Here is a 14,480-nt window from a genome sequence, read left to right on the forward strand (position 1 = left end):
GCAAAGTGCAATGCGCGTCTTCAACGGCGATAACCGCCGTGAAGGGCACCGGCTCTTTTTGCAAATTGTGCGCCACCGCTATACTCCACCAGGCAGTTTCCCTCCAGACTAGGGCGAATCGTGGAACCAAGGAGTGGTGGTATGGCAGTAGCTAAAGAGCTTGTCAGGGGCATGCTGATCAGCGTGTGCTACTGCTTGGTGTTTCTGACGCTTTGGCGCTTGTCGATCGACCAATGGTATCTGCCGGTTGGTTTGCGCGTAGTCACCTTGCTCTTCCGGCCTTATCGCGAGTGGCCTTTTCTGTTGGCAGGTGACGCTGCGGCGATGTTGTTCTTGCGTATTCCGCTAGGCGAGTTACAGGGCTTCAATCCGTTATGGTCATATCTGAGTCCCTTCATTCATGCGCCTTTGATTGCTGGGGCGATTGGCCTACTTCGATACCAAGTTCCTCATATCGTTAAAAGCCAGCAGTGGTTTATTCCTGCTGCTCTTGTTATAGCTCTCTGGAACGCTATATGCAGCCTGGTAATAAACGCGACCCTCGGTGGGCCGCAGACTTACCCTGCACTAGACCTGATATTGCGCTATTGGTCAGGTAGCTATCTGGGCATGCTGGTCTTGCTTCTTCCTGCGATGTTATGGGCTAACTGGAATGACGGTCCTGTACGCCCGAGTCTCCAGCGAGATCTCGCAATCGCGGTGGCTGTTATCCTCAGTCTGTTCTTCTTATTAGGGGTCTCGCAGGAACCATTGACTCGAAATATCTTGATGGTTGCGATGCTCGTGCCAATGGTCGTGTTGACTTTCAGGCAGGGGTGGAGAGGCAGTGCTCTAGGGTCACTATTGGCAAGCTTTGCAATTGAGTTCTCGCTCCCTCGGGTGTATCAGATCGGTTTTTTTGATCAACAAGTTTTTAGTATCCAGTTGCTCTATGCAGTCACGACGACAGCTCTTTTTGTTTTCAATGCTCGTCTGCGCGAGCTTGCTCGCGATAAGGTTTCGAACCAGCCAAGAGATGACGCCTTCACCCTAGCCCGAGCAAGCTATTCCAGTGCTGAGCGCATGCTGCGCAATCGGGTGCTTGAATACTCTGACATCAATGTTCAGATCAACAAGATGCGCAAAGATGTGGTGGCTGATTTGAGGGGGAGAGGGCAGCATTCTGCAGCAATGGAGATGACGCGGGTTGGTGTTCTTGAGTCGCAATTGCTTCAGCAGTATGTCGCCGGGCTGTATCCGTTGGAAATCGAGACGCATGGGCTGTATCAGGCTCTGCGTTCGTCAGCACTCGAACGCTTCTGCCAATCTCAGTTTCAATGCGTGTTTCGCGGTGACTGCAGGAAGCTGTCATTGGAACTCCAATTGAGTGCTTATCGCAGCACGCTCAATTGTGTGGAGATCTTGCCGCCGGCTAGTCGGCACTTCATCCAGGCTCGTGCTTGGACAGGGAAAGGGGCTAAGGGCGTGCTGGTGCGCGTGATTGCGGATTCGTCGTCAGCTGAGGCGGCCAGGAGCGACTCGATCGATGTGGAGGCTGAACTGAAGGCGCGGTTGAAAGCGCATGGCGGCATGTTTCGCCGCCGCCATGCGTTGGTTCTGACCTTTCTGGTTACCGAGCCAGTCTCCGTTGCAGTCAGGGGGAGACTATCCAGTGTTCCCCACTTGCTTCCCGCCAGTTGAATACCGTGAAGTTCTTTGTTTTGTAGACAAGTCGTGCTTGATCACGCTGAGTTGAATCAAGCATTAGCGGATTGTTTGAGCTCGTGCTTGCCGAAATCCTGTTTGCTGCCGGCAACACGACACGTTCTACATCCTTGCCCATTGGCAAGGTCCAGAGTGCGTTGTCCACTCGTGCTACCACTGCGTGGACCACTCCAGTTACATCGTTGATCTGGAGATATGTCACTCCATCACGATGGAGTTCATAAATGGCAAGCGACGGATCCATCGTTAGGTTGGCTGCCTTGGGATTGCTGTCGCCAAGTCCTGTCATTGCATGTACGCCGACACCACCATTGGCACAGCACTGAGCCATTGCCGTGCCTGACGACAGCATTCCAGCAACGACGTAAAAAGCCATAAGCCAATTTTTTGCGTTCTTCATGATTTTGCCTTCCCCCTGCATGGGGCAACACCGCCTGCGATTCAGGCGCTTATACGTTACGTGTTGAATGGCAGATTTTGTTGATTGTTTGTCGCAGAAAATCGCTGCGGCATACCGTCCGCCGATCAGCGAGGAACAGTCAACCGCATCCGCCGTTACCTGGACCTATCCGGTCAGGCGTGATGTGCAGCGCTAGAGCGCGCGCTATTTAGCGGCTCGGCTTGAGTTCGCCATCAGCACGCTCAAACCATCCAATCACCCGCTGGAGATGAGGCTTGCCCCAACGACGCAAGAACTGCTGGGTGTGGTGGTTGCCGAGGTCGTGCAGGCTCGCGAGACGTCGGGCGATGAAGGAGGCGGTCAGTGGCTGGCCGCAGTCGACCTCGATGCAGTGGCGCCAGGCGGTATAGCTGTCGGGGATGACGGGGGGACATCGTGGCTCTTCGGCAAGAGTGAACGTGAGGGTGTAGGCGGGACACAACAGGCTTGCTTTTGCGCGATAAATGTTACTTTATAACACTTCGTTCCGTCGTTCGTCTGGTCACATCGTGTCGCGCCCCTTACCAAAAAGCGTTGTTTGCCTGGTCACCATGCCGAACCTTCCATACTCGAATCGGCTCGGTGGCCGCGTCGATCCTCCGGAACCGGCCCGATGAGGCGGCGGAAGGTGTTGCGCACCGTCGGCGCAGCCTTGGTGCTGTCGCCGGGCCTTGCCCATGCGCAGTCGCTCCCGGAGCTGCGCAGCTGCAATCTGCAGCGCCAGGGTAGGGAACTGCAGCTTCGACTTGCATTGAGTACGCAGGTCGCCTACCGCAGCTTCAGCCTGTCCAATCCAGCGCGCTTGGTCATCGACTTGCCGGGCGTTTCGACACAGCCACCGCAGGTCGATCCATTGCCTGACGGTCTCGCAGTCGTTGCCATCCGTAGCGGCCCGCATGGCGATGGGCTGCGCGTGGTGCTCGATCTGGTGCAGCCGCTGACAGCCACGGCGCGCTGGGAGGATGGTGCGCTGGTGCTCGATCTTGCTGCTGTGTCCGGTACTGCGTCGTTGTCCGCAGCCGATCCGACCGAGCCGGCTGTTGCGGCGGCTGCGCCCACGCGCTCCCGCCTGCATCCCTACGTGGTCGCCATCGACGCCGGTCATGGCGGCAAGGATCCTGGCGCGGTCAGTGCCGATGCGCGCTACGAGAAGCATGTGGCCATGGCGGTCGCGGGGCGGCTGCACCAGCGCCTGGCGGCCGATCCGCGTTACCGGCCGACCATGATCCGCAGCGATGATCGCTTCGTGGCGTTGCACGAGCGGGTGTTGATCGCCCATCGCCGCAATGCCGATCTGTTCGTGTCCATCCATGCCGATGCTGCGCCCAGCAGCCAGGCGCGCGGCGCCTCGGTGTTTGCGTTGTCGCAGAACGGCGCCAGCTCGGCATTGGCGCGCTGGATCGCCGACAGCGAAAACGCCGCCGACCAGATGGGCGACAGCGCGCGCCGTTTGCGGGTGCCCAGCAACCCGGTGTTGTCGCAGGTGCTGGCCGACTTGTCGCTGAGCGGCACCATCGCCAGCAGCGTGGCGTTCGGCAAGTTGATGCTCGGGCGGCTGCAGCAGGTGACGCGCCTGCATCAGGACCAGGTCGGGCAGGCCGGCTTTGCGGTGTTGAAGTCGCCTGACATTCCGTCGTTGCTGGTGGAAACCGGCTTCATGAGCAATCGCGACGACTGCCGGCGGCTGTGTGGCGATACGCATCAGGACGAACTGGCGCAAACGCTGCATGCCGGTATCGACGATTACTTCCAGATGTTCCCCGGTCGCGCCTGAGGCGCGATTCCCCCATCTCCTTCAACGAGCTTTCGATGTCCACCACGCTTCCCGATGTTGCCGTTACCGAACCGTCCACATCGAGTGCGCCGCTGCGCTGGGTCGGCATGCAGGACATTGCCGTGCCGGTGCGCCTGGACGATGCCGAACCCGGCGGCAGCGTGGCCGCGCGTGCCGGCGTGCAGGTGGATCTGCCGCGCCCGGAACTCAAGGGCATCCATATGTCGCGCTTGTATCGCTTGCTGGATCGGCATCTGGAACAGCCGGTGTCGCCGGCGATGGTGTCGCAGCTGCTGCAGGCGATGATCGACAGTCATGCCGATTGCGGCAGCCGGGCGGCGCGGCTGACGCTGAGCTTTGAGCTGATGGTGCGGGTGCCGGCGCTGCGCAGCGAAGGACTGAGCGGCTGGCGCGCCTATCCGGTGCGCATCGATGCCCAGTCAAGTGCAGGCCGCACCCGGATCCAGTTGCAGGTCGAGGTGCTGTACGCCTCCACCTGTCCCTGTTCGGCGGCCTTGTCGCGCCAGTTGCTGAGCGGTGCGTTCTTGCAGCAACACGCAAGGCGCGATGCGTTGCCGGTCGAAGAGGTGGCGCAGTGGCTGCAACAGCACGGTTCGTACGCCACGCCGCACAGCCAGCGCAGCGTGGCGCAAATACGCGTGGAGCTGGGCGCGAGCTTGCCGCGTTTCGGTATCCGCGCGCTGGTCGGCCTGTGCGAGCAGGCGCTGGCGACGCCGGTACAGGCGGCGGTACGGCGTGTCGACGAGCAGGCGTTCGCCCGCTTGAATGGCGCCAACCTGATGTATGTCGAAGATGCCGCGCGGCGGTTGCGCAAGGTGCTGGCCGAGCACCATGCCGTTTTCCATGTGGCGGTGCGCCACCTGGAAAGTCTGCATGCCCACGACGCCGTCGCCGAAACCGACAGTGATGCCGGCATTTTTCATCCATTGGCCGAGTGAGGCGTTGCCATGCACTGCAAACATCCACGTCGATCTGCAATCGCTGCGCGCAAGTACGAGGGCGATCGCACGTGGCGCCGATGCGGACGCATTGTCGCGCAGGTCCATGTCCTGATCGGGCCGTACGTGATGTTTGTCGCGGGGTGATCGGCATCGGCCAGGCCGATGCGCCGCCCTCGCGTGGCAGCACATGCAGCCGCAGGCGTGGAGCGGGCGGCCGACTGCGCGGCTTGGTGCACGGGTGTTTGGCCCGCAACCGGCCTCAGCCAGTCGGCGCACCGGTAGATCGGATCGACGCAGTCGCCATGGGCGACATGTTCGCCGGGGCGGGGAACGGGATCATCGCGCGTCGCCCGACCAGCGGCAGTCACCGATGCCCAGCAACGCAAAAGCCCCGCAATGCGGGGCCTTGGCGTGTTCTGCAGCCAGACGACGGTGGTGCTCCCTAGGGGACTCGAACCCCTGTTTTAGCCTTGAGAGGGCCACGTCCTAACCATTAGACGAAGGGAGCGTTTGGTGCGTCTTGTGCAGCGCGCTAGTATAGTGCGCTCAAACCCGTTGGGCAATCCTGCAACACAAGACGGAAGCGCCATCATCGAATCCTCAGTTACATCTCCGTTCACGCTGCGCGTCATCCCACGCGATCAGCACACCATCTCGCGCAAGGACATCAGCCCCAACGCGTTGCGCGTGCTGTACCGCCTGCGCGAATCGGGCTTTGGTGCCTACCTGGTCGGCGGCGCGGTCCGCGACTTGCTGGTCGGCGGCCATCCCAAGGATTTCGACGTGGCCACCAGTGCCACGCCGGAAGAAGTCAAAGCGCTGTTCCGCAACTGTCGCCTGATCGGCCGCCGCTTTCGCCTGGCGCATGTGGTGTTCGGTCGCGAGATCATCGAAGTGGCCACGTTCCGCGCCAACATCGACGATGGCAGCGGCGACCGCGAACTGGATAACGGCCGCCTGGTGCGCGACAACGTCTACGGCACCATCGAAGACGATGCGATCCGTCGCGACTTCACCTGCAACGCCCTGTACTACGCGATCGAGGATTTCTCGGTACGCGATTACTGCGGCGGCTTCGAAGACGTGCAGGCGCGCCTGATGAAGCTGATCGGCGACCCGGAGCTGCGCTACCAGGAAGATCCGGTGCGCATGCTGCGCGCGGTGCGTCTGGCGGCCAAGTTGAACTTCGACATCGAAGCCGGCACCGCAGAACCCATTCCGCGCCTGGCCGGTCTGTTGTCCGAAGCGGCGCCAGCGCGCTTGTTCGAAGAGATTCTCAAGCTGTTCCTGTCCGGGCACGGCGTGGCCAGTTTCGAAGGCCTGGAGCGTTACGGCCTGCTCGGTGCGCTGTTCCCGGAAAGTGCGGCGGCCCTGAAATCCAACCGCAGTGGCGCACTGCGCGCCATGGTGCTGGAAGGCCTGCGCAACACCGATGCGCGCGTGGCCAACGACGAACCGGTGTCGCCGGCGTTCCTGTTCGCCCTGCTGCTCTGGCCGGCGTTCTGCCGCACCTTGATGGGCCTGCAGGCGCAAGGCGTGCAGCCGGAAGATGCGCAGCGTCGCGCCGCCGACAGGGTCACCCTGCATCAGCTCGAACGCGTGGCGCTGCCGCGGCGTTTCTCGCTGCCGATGCAGGAAATCTGGCTGCTGCAGACGCGCTTCTCCTCGCGCCAGCGCAAGCGCGTGTTCCGCACCTTGTCGCATCCGCGTTTCCGCGCCGCGTTCGATTTCCTGGTGTTGCGCCAGTTCGCCTCGGCCGATCATGCCGCCGATGTGGAGTTCTGGCGCGAGGCACAGAAGTCCTCCGGCCAGGAACTGGTCGATGCGATCGAAACCGCGCAGGCCGATCACGCCGGCGAGGAGGATGCACCGCGCAAGCGGCGCCGTCGCCGCCGTCGCACCGGCGCGCCCGCAGGCGAATAGGGCGTGCAGACCGCCTTTGTCGGCCTGGGCGCCAACCTGGGCCTGGCCGAGGCCAGCGTGCGCGCGGCCATCGCCGCGCTGGGCGAGCTGCCGCAGTCCAAGCTGATTGCCGCCTCGCGCCTGTACCGCACGCCGGCCTGGGGCCGCGAAGACCAGCCCGATTTCATCAATGCCGTGGCGCAGCTGCGCACTGCGCTGGCGCCACTGCCGCTGCTGGAGGCCCTGCTCGGCATCGAGCAGGCCTTCGGTCGGCAGCGCGTGGCTGGCGAGCGCTGGGGCCCGCGCACGCTGGACCTGGATCTGCTGCTGTACGCCGAGCAGGTGATCGACCTGCCGCGTTTGCAGGTACCGCACCCGCATCTGCAGGCGCGCGCCTTTGCGCTGTTGCCGCTGTCCGAGCTTGCCCCGGACGCGATCATTCCGGGCCATGGAACAGTGCGACACGCTCTGCAGGCCATCGATGCCTGTGGGCTGGAGCCGATTGGGTAGATAATGGCCGGCTTATCACCCCACGTAATGACTTCATGAGCAGCCATACCGACAGCAAGCCCTGGACCGTGCCCGCCTTGGCGCAGGCCAAGCGCGAGGGTCGAAAACTGGTCATGTTGACCGCCTACGACGCAGGTTTCGCGCGGACCTTCGATGCCAACGGCGTGGACCTGATCCTGGTCGGCGATTCGCTGGGCATGGTGGTGCAGGGGCACGATTCCACCTTGCCGGTGACCACTGCCGACATGGTCTACCACACCGCCGCAGTGGCGCGGGTGCTGGAGCAGGCACTGCTGGTGGCCGATCTGTCGTTCCAGGCCGATGCCACGCCGGAGCGCGCGCTGGACGCTGCCACCCGGCTGCTGCAGGCCGGCGCGGAGATGGTCAAGATCGAGGGCGCCGGGCACAAGCTCGAGGTGATCCGCTATCTGGTCGAGCGCGAGATCCCGGTCTGCTCGCACCTGGGGCTGACCCCGCAATCGGTGCTGCGTTTTGGCGGTTACACGGTGCAGGGGCGCGGCGAAGCCGGCGAGCAGTTGCGCCGCGATGCGCAGGCCGTGGTCGATGCCGGCGCCAGCCTGGTCGTGTTGGAATGCGTACCCACGCCGATCGCCGCACAGATCAGCGCCGAGCTGCAGGTGCCCACCATCGGCATTGGCGCCGGCCCCGGCTGCGATGGCCAGGTGCTGGTGATGCACGACATGCTGGGCCTGGACAGCGGCCACCGCCGTCCCAAGTTCGTCAAGGATTTCCTCACCGAAGGCGGCTCGGTGGCGGGCGCGGTGCGCGCTTACGCGCAGGCCGTGCGCGACGGCAGCTTCCCCGATGCAGCGCACGCGTACGCCGCATGATCCAGACCCTGACCGATCTTTCCGCCCTGCGCGCGCTGGTCACCGGCTGGAAGCGTGAGGGCTTGCGGGTGGCGCTGGTGCCGACCATGGGCAACCTGCACGCCGGCCACTATTCGCTGGTGATGCTGGCGCGCCAGTACGCCGACCGCGTGGTGTCGAGCGTGTTCGTCAACCCGACCCAGTTCGGCCCCAACGAAGATTTCGCGCGTTACCCGCGCACGCCGGAGGCCGACCTGCGCGGCCTGGAAGACGCCGGCTGCGATGCACTGTGGTTGCCTGACGTGGACACCATGTATCCGCTCGGCACCGCGCTGGCCACGCCGATCCACGCGCCGGGCGTCAGCGACGTGCTCGAAGGGGTGTGCCGTCCCGGGCATTTCGACGGCGTGTGCACGGTGGTGGCGCGGCTGTTCAACCAGGTGCAGCCGGACGTGGCCGCCTTCGGCAAGAAGGACTATCAGCAGCTGGCGGTGATCCGCCAGATGGTGGCCGACCTGGCGTTTCCGATCGAGATCCTGGGCGGCAGCATCGTGCGCGAGACCGATGGCCTGGCGATGAGCTCGCGCAACCAGTATCTGACGGCCGACGAGCGCCCACGTTCGACGCAGATCCGCAAGGTGCTGCTGCAGATGCGCGACAGCTACGCCGCCGGCACCCCGCGTGCGCAGGTCGAACAGGCCGCCACCCAGGCGCTGGAACAGGCCGGTTTCCGCGTCGATTACGCGGTGGTGCGGCTGCCCGATCTGAGCGAGCCGGGCGACAGCCATGCCGGCGCGCGCGTGGCCTTGATCGCCGCCCGCCTGGGCGCCACGCGGCTGATCGACAACCTGGAATTCTGAGCGGTCCCCATGCCGCTGCAAGCGCCGGGTCGGGCCATGACCGGCGACGCCTGCGAACCGGCGCACGGGCACGTTTGTCCAGCGCCGGCCTGAAGCACTCACCACCGGTTGTAGGGCAGGTCGGTGGACACCGGCGCTTTCCGCTAAAATGCCGGCTTTCCTTTGCCGTTGCCCGTCATGCACCTGTCCCTGCTGAAAGCCAAGATCCACCGCGCCACCGTCACCCATTCCGAGCTCAATTACGAGGGCTCGATCGCCATCGACGGCCTGCTGCTGGAAGCCACCGGCATCCGTGAGTTCGAGCAGGTGCATATCTGGGACGTCACCAACGGTGCGCGTTTCAGCACCTATGCCATTCGTGCCGAGGAAGGCAGCGGCATCATCTCGCTCAACGGCGGCGCCGCGCGTCACGTGCAGGTGGGCGATCTGATCATCGTGGCCGCCTTCGCCAGCATGAGCGAAGCCGAAGCCGAGACCTTCAAGCCCAATCTGGTATACGTGGACGGCAGCAACACGATCACCCACACCAACCACAGCATCCCCACGCAGGCCGCATGACACACACCAACGGATTCGACGCGCTTCACGCCCACGCCCAGCGCCTGCGCGGCGCTGCCATCCCCGCATTGCTTGCCGCCGAGCCACAACGGCCGACGCAGTACGCCAGGCAGGTCGGTCCGTTGTATTTCAATTTCGCGCGGCAGAAGTACGACCGCGCCGCGCTCGATGCCTTGTTCGCCATCGCGCGCGAGCGTGATCTGGCCGGCGCGTTTCAGCGCCTGTTCCGTGGCGAGCAGGTCAATGTCACCGAGCAGCGCGCTGCACTGCATACCGCGTTGCGCGGCGACCTGACCGATGCGCCGGTGGCCTCCGAAGCGTATGCAACCGCTGCGGAAGTGCGCCAGCGCATGGGCGCGCTGATCCAGCAACTGGAAGCCACCGACGTCACCGATATCGTCAGCGTCGGCATCGGCGGCTCGGACCTGGGGCCGCGGCTGGTGGCCGACGCCTTGCGTGCGCCGTCGGGTGCGCGGTTCCGCGTGCATTTCGTCTCCAACGTCGACGGCGCGGCAATGCAGCGCACGCTGGCCACGCTGGACCCGGCACACACTGCCGGCATCCTGATTTCCAAGACCTTCGGCACCCAGGAAACCCTGCTCAACGGCAGCATCCTGCACGCCTGGCTGGGTGGCAGCGAGCGGCTGTACGCGGTGAGTGCCAATCCCGAGCGCGCCGCCAAGGCCTTCGACATCGCGCCGAGCCGCGTACTGCCGATGTGGGACTGGGTCGGTGGCCGTTATTCGCTGTGGTCGGCGGTAGGTTTCCCGATCGCCCTGGCGATCGGCTTCGAACGTTTCGAACAATTGCTGGAAGGCGCGGCGCAGTTCGACGCGCATGCGCTCGACACGCCGCTGGAAGAAAACGTCGCCGTGCTGCATGGCCTGACGGCGGTGTGGAACCGCAACCTGCTCGGCAGCGCCACGCATGCGGTGATGACCTACGACCAGCGCCTGGCCCTGCTGCCGGCCTACCTGCAGCAGCTGGTGATGGAAAGCCTGGGCAAGCGGGTCAAGCTGGACGGTTCTGCCGTGGACAGCGACACCGTATCGGTGTGGTGGGGCGGTGCCGGTACCGATGTGCAGCACAGCTTCTTCCAGGCGTTGCACCAGGGCACCAGCGTGGTGCCGGCCGATTTCATCGGCACCGTGCACAACGACGATCCGTACGCGGAAAACCATGTCGCGCTGATGGCCAACGTGCTGGCGCAGACCGAGGCGCTGGCCAACGGCCAGGACAGCAGCGATCCGCACCGCAGTTATCCGGGCGGCCGCCCGAGCACGGTGATCCTGCTCGACGCGCTGACCCCGCAAGCGCTGGGCGCGCTGATCTCGATGTACGAGCACAGCGTCTACGTGCAGTCGGTGATGTGGGGCATCAATGCCTTCGACCAGTTTGGTGTGGAGCTGGGCAAGCAGCTGGCCAGCCAGTTGCTGCCGGCACTGAAGGGCGAGTCGGCCGACGTGGCGGACCCGGTGACGCGCGAACTGCTGGTCAAGCTGCGCGGCTGAGCCTGGCGCATCGATTGCAAGACGACGGGGCCTGCGGGCCCCGTTTTCGTTGTGCGGCGGACTAGCAGGCATGGGATTGGGTCAAAATAGCCAAATTTCCCAAAATGGGAAGTTGAGCGTAGGCTGTGAGTCACCATCACGTGCAGGACCGTCCCATGTCTCGCCTCCAGGATCTGCCCGAGCTCGAAACATCCCCTGCCGCCGACATCAAGGTGAAGGGCTGGCCCAGCCTGATGCGCAAGGTGCGCTCGCATGGCGCGGTGGTCATCACCAACCACAATCACCCCGAGGCGGTAGTGGTGGACGCGGAGGAATACCGCCGGTTGGTCAGCCAGGCGAGTGCAGTGACGGCCGCCTCGACGCGGGCGCAGTCGCTGCAGGTATTGCAGACCAAGTTCGATGCGCATCTTGCGGCGGTGACCGATGGCGCAGGCCTGGCCCAGGTGATCGGCAAGCCGGCACGCCGGGGCAGCAAGATCAGCCTGGGGCCGTCGCTCTAAATCGTGGGGAACATTCTGGTGCTTGCCGGCGTCAACGGCACCGGCAAGAGTTCGCTGCTGGGCAGCCTGCTGCGGGAAGACGGCGCCACCTGGTTCAACCCGGATGCGTTCACCCGTGACCTGGTGGAGCAGGGCTGGTCACCCGGAGACGCCAATGCGCAAGCCTGGCAGGAAGGCGTGCGGCGGCTGCGTCAGGCCATGGACGCCGGCCATGACTATGCGTTCGAAACCACCCTGGGCGCGACCACCATCCCACGCCTGCTGCGGCAGGCCTGTGCGACGCACACGGTGGCGGTCTGGTTCTGCGGCCTGTCCAGCGTCGAGCTGCATATCGCACGTGTGGCAGCGCGCGTGGCCGCTGGAGGGCATGCCATCCCCGAGCACAAGATCCGCGAACGTTACGATGCCTCGCGCGCCAACCTGATCGCGCTGTTGCCTCACCTGTCGGTGTTGCATGTCTACGACAACAGCGCGCCTGCCGACGCGACCGGGCAGGTCGCGCCGCTGCTGGTGCTGGAACTGGACCGCAACGGCCTGCAGTACCCGCAAACGCCCGAAGAACTGGCACAGGTGCCCGGCTGGTCCAAGCCCATCGTGATGGCGGCGCTGGAGTTGCGGCAGTCTTGAGCCGCGCGCTCATGCACTTGCGGTCCGATCCGCTTCTCACCGACGCGGCCCGACATCCAGCGACCTCACCGGTAGGAGCGCACCCGGGCGCGACAGGTTAGATCGGTAAAGCTCCTCGCGCCCAGGTGCGCTCCTACCGGCATTGCGACAGCGGCGAGACGCCACGGCGCACGCGTCGGCCTCACCCGTAGGAGCGCACCCGGGCGCGACAGGCCATACCGGCAAAGTTCCTCGCGCCCAGGTGCGCTCCTGCCGGCATCGCGACAGCAACGAGAACGCCATGCTGTATGTGTCAGTTGCAGCGTCACGCAACGCTGCAACTGCAACGGCGGCGCTTACGCCTTGCCCAGCTTCACCGCCACCGGGTCGCCGGTGAGGTAGCCCACCGCTGCGCCGAAGCGGTTCTTGTAGTTGGCGCGGATCAGCGGATCCAGCGTGGCCTTGACGGTGTCGTGCAGCGGGCTTTCCCAGTCGCCGGGATGCTGAAAATTGCTCATCACGTAGGTCCAGCCGTGGATCTGGTCGACCGCGTGCAGGCCGGTGGATTCGGCGCCGGCCGGCACTGACAGCACCCGCGTCAGCGTGCCGCTGTCCACGTTGTAGGCCCACAGGAAATTGTTCACGTGCAGGCTGCTGTCTTCGCCGATGAACAAGGTGCGTAGCGCTTCGGAGAACTTGAGGTTATCCGGGTTGGCCAACCGTTCCGGGTCGGCCAGGTTGCCCAGCGCGTCGGCCTTGGCCAGATCGTGGCCGGTGAGTGCGGCCGGTGCGGCCATGTCGATCGGCACCCAGTCGCTGTGGATCGGCGCGCCGTGGTTGTCGCGCTGGCCGCCACGCAGATTCAGGGCGTACACCGCACCCGCATCCGGGCCTTCCACTTTCACATCGCCCGAGCCGTTGCGCATGCTGGTGACGATGTAGGACATCGCCATGTAGGCGATCTTGTCGCGGGCGTTGACGGTGGTGCCTTCGAGCTTGGTGAAGCCCAGGCTGCCGCCGGCCAGGGCGGCGTAGCGGTGGGTTTCCAGATACGTGGCCGCCTTCTCCATGCCGGGCTTGATGCGGATCCAGTTGAAGGTGCCGTTGAACGGAATTTTGGTGAACGCGGCATCGCCCGGGTCGCTCAGATGCACGTCGAGGATGTCGGCGGCGGTGAGGCGGTCGGCCATGGCCTGGATCTCGGCACTGGTGGCATGGCCGAGCTTGATCCAGCGCAACGTGGCCGCGCCCGGGCCCACGCCCGAGGTCTGCTGCCACTTGCCCACGTACAGGGTGCCGGCCGACAGGTCCGCCTTGCGGTCGGCGATGAACATGAACAGCCCGCCATTGGTGGCGTCGTCGCCCATCAGCACGGTGCGCTGGTCGGGCATCACCTGCACCAGCTCGTGCGAGATGCGGCCCAGGCAGTAATGCTTGCGCACGCTCCCGGTGCCGTCCGGGTGGACGGTGATTTCGGGCAGATGGCCGTAGTGATACGGGTTGGCCTTCTCCGGGTCGCCATACAGATGCGTGCTGTAGCTGCGGAACTGGGTATTGCCGGCCAGCGCGGTGGCGTCGGGTTCGTATTCTTCGCTGGACAGGTGGGTATTCCACGGCGACAGGCTGGCCCCGCAGGTGGTCCACAGCCCGTGCACCGGTGCCGTGTCGACGTTGTGGTACTTCACCAGCGACAGCTTGCCGGTGGCCGGGTCCTGATCCAGCGTCAGCACGGCGATCGGCGCGGGCAGGTGCCGGTTGGTGTCGTTGCCGGCCTGGTCGCGGGTGGTGTATTCGAACTGCACCACCGCGAAGACGTGATTGCCCTTGACCCCGGGCACCTTGGCATCGGGCAGGGTCAGCAGCGAGGAGCCGTCCGGGCAGTCGGAAAAGAACGGCCGTTCGGCACCTGGTTTGGAGCGGTCGATGATCGGGCGGTGCTGGATGTCGTAGTAGCCGCCGGCCAGCACGGTGCCGCCCTTGCCGTCGGGCACCTGGTCGCCGGTGACGAAGAACGGGTGGTACGCAAGCGCATACCGCTGGGTGCTGCCGTCGCTGCGCGCCACCGTCAGCGACGAGCCCACCGTGGTGGTGGCCATCGCCGCGGGGTTGGCCAGGCTGGGCGCCGGCATGCCGTGGAAGGTGGCCGACACCAGCTGGGTCGGATTTTCCGAAGGCCGTAATGGGCGTGCAGCCAAGGCGGTGCCACCGAGGTGTTGCAGGGCGGCGGCGCTAGCGCTGCCCAGAGGCAACAGCGGGACGGCCGCCAGCAGGTGCATCAGGCGGCGGCGGGCGGGATCGGGGGAGGCGGACATCGAAACTCCAGG

Annotated in this window: 14 protein-coding genes and 1 tRNA gene; 11 read left to right on the forward strand and 4 right to left on the reverse strand. The window is 64.6% G+C overall.

Annotated elements, in window-relative coordinates:
• Positions 1–141: 141 nt before the first annotated feature.
• Positions 142–1,680 carry an MASE1 domain-containing protein gene (locus H7A87_RS09140; protein WP_119128410.1) on the forward strand — a complete coding sequence of 513 codons (1,539 nt, stop codon included), beginning with the start codon at positions 142–144 and terminating at the stop codon, positions 1,678–1,680.
• On the opposite strand, the gene H7A87_RS09145 is transcribed toward H7A87_RS09140, so the two are convergent.
• Together H7A87_RS09145 and H7A87_RS09150 are read right to left on the reverse strand one after the other, a co-directional pair.
• The gene (locus H7A87_RS09145; protein ID WP_232087955.1) at positions 1,634–2,104 is read right to left on the reverse strand and encodes a hypothetical protein; all 471 of its coding nucleotides are present in this window, start codon (positions 2,102–2,104) and stop codon (positions 1,634–1,636) included. The two genes, H7A87_RS09140 and H7A87_RS09145, sit on opposite strands and share 47 nt — an antisense overlap.
• Before the next feature lie 208 nt (positions 2,105–2,312).
• On the reverse strand, positions 2,313–2,525 hold the full coding sequence (locus H7A87_RS09150) for a hypothetical protein (RefSeq protein WP_180497007.1): 213 nt from the start codon (positions 2,523–2,525) through the stop codon (positions 2,313–2,315).
• Positions 2,526–2,756: 231 nt separating this feature from the next.
• On the opposite strand from H7A87_RS09150, the gene H7A87_RS09155 reads away from it, so the two are divergent.
• Positions 2,757–3,917, forward strand: coding sequence for an N-acetylmuramoyl-L-alanine amidase (locus H7A87_RS09155; protein ID WP_119128413.1), 1,161 nt, complete (start codon positions 2,757–2,759; stop codon positions 3,915–3,917).
• A gap of 35 nt (positions 3,918–3,952) precedes the next feature.
• Complete coding sequence (gene folE2 / locus H7A87_RS09160) at positions 3,953–4,876, forward strand: GTP cyclohydrolase FolE2 (protein WP_119128414.1); 924 nt, start codon at positions 3,953–3,955, stop codon at positions 4,874–4,876.
• Positions 4,877–5,312: 436 nt separating this feature from the next.
• On the opposite strand, the gene H7A87_RS09165 is transcribed toward folE2, so the two are convergent.
• Positions 5,313–5,387 (reverse strand) — tRNA-Glu (locus H7A87_RS09165).
• 47 nt (positions 5,388–5,434) lie between these two features.
• On the opposite strand from H7A87_RS09165, the gene pcnB reads away from it, so the two are divergent.
• The 8 genes from pcnB to H7A87_RS09205 all read left to right on the forward strand — a co-directional run bounded on the left by pcnB (position 5,435) and on the right by H7A87_RS09205 (position 12,177).
• Positions 5,435–6,802, forward strand: coding sequence for a polynucleotide adenylyltransferase PcnB (pcnB, locus tag H7A87_RS09170; RefSeq protein ID WP_104582933.1), 1,368 nt, complete (start codon positions 5,435–5,437; stop codon positions 6,800–6,802).
• A 3-nt stretch (positions 6,803–6,805) separates the two neighbouring features.
• Complete coding sequence (gene folK / locus H7A87_RS09175) at positions 6,806–7,291, forward strand: 2-amino-4-hydroxy-6-hydroxymethyldihydropteridine diphosphokinase (protein ID WP_119128415.1); 486 nt, start codon at positions 6,806–6,808, stop codon at positions 7,289–7,291.
• Between the two features lie 35 nt (positions 7,292–7,326).
• Positions 7,327–8,142, forward strand: coding sequence for a 3-methyl-2-oxobutanoate hydroxymethyltransferase (gene panB / locus H7A87_RS09180; protein WP_119128416.1), 816 nt, complete (start codon positions 7,327–7,329; stop codon positions 8,140–8,142).
• Entirely contained in the window at positions 8,139–8,981 is an 843-nt protein-coding gene (gene panC, locus H7A87_RS09185; RefSeq protein WP_119128417.1) for a pantoate--beta-alanine ligase, read from the forward strand. The genes panB and panC overlap by 4 nt, the downstream gene beginning before the upstream one ends.
• Before the next feature lie 177 nt (positions 8,982–9,158).
• A complete protein-coding gene (gene panD / locus H7A87_RS09190; RefSeq protein WP_104582937.1) occupies positions 9,159–9,539 on the forward strand; it encodes an aspartate 1-decarboxylase in 381 nt (126 codons plus the stop codon).
• The gene (gene pgi / locus H7A87_RS09195; protein WP_119128418.1) at positions 9,536–11,050 is read left to right on the forward strand and encodes a glucose-6-phosphate isomerase; all 1,515 of its coding nucleotides are present in this window, start codon (positions 9,536–9,538) and stop codon (positions 11,048–11,050) included. Before panD ends, pgi begins: the two co-directional genes overlap by 4 nt.
• 155 nt (positions 11,051–11,205) lie before the next feature.
• Positions 11,206–11,550, forward strand: coding sequence for a type II toxin-antitoxin system prevent-host-death family antitoxin (locus tag H7A87_RS09200; RefSeq protein WP_119128419.1), 345 nt, complete (start codon positions 11,206–11,208; stop codon positions 11,548–11,550).
• Between the two features lie 3 nt (positions 11,551–11,553).
• Positions 11,554–12,177, forward strand: a complete 624-nt coding sequence (locus H7A87_RS09205) for an AAA family ATPase (protein ID WP_180496958.1) — start codon at positions 11,554–11,556, stop codon at positions 12,175–12,177.
• A gap of 335 nt (positions 12,178–12,512) precedes the next feature.
• Here H7A87_RS09205 and H7A87_RS09210 read toward each other — a convergent pair whose 3' ends face one another.
• Positions 12,513–14,468, reverse strand: a complete 1,956-nt coding sequence (locus tag H7A87_RS09210; protein WP_119128420.1) for an alkaline phosphatase PhoX — start codon at positions 14,466–14,468, stop codon at positions 12,513–12,515.
• Positions 14,469–14,480: the final 12 nt, after the last annotated feature.

Origin of the sequence: Xanthomonas sp. CPBF 426, assembly GCF_903989465.1 — a bacterium.
In the GTDB taxonomy this organism is placed as follows: domain Bacteria; phylum Pseudomonadota; class Gammaproteobacteria; order Xanthomonadales; family Xanthomonadaceae; genus Xanthomonas; species Xanthomonas euroxanthea.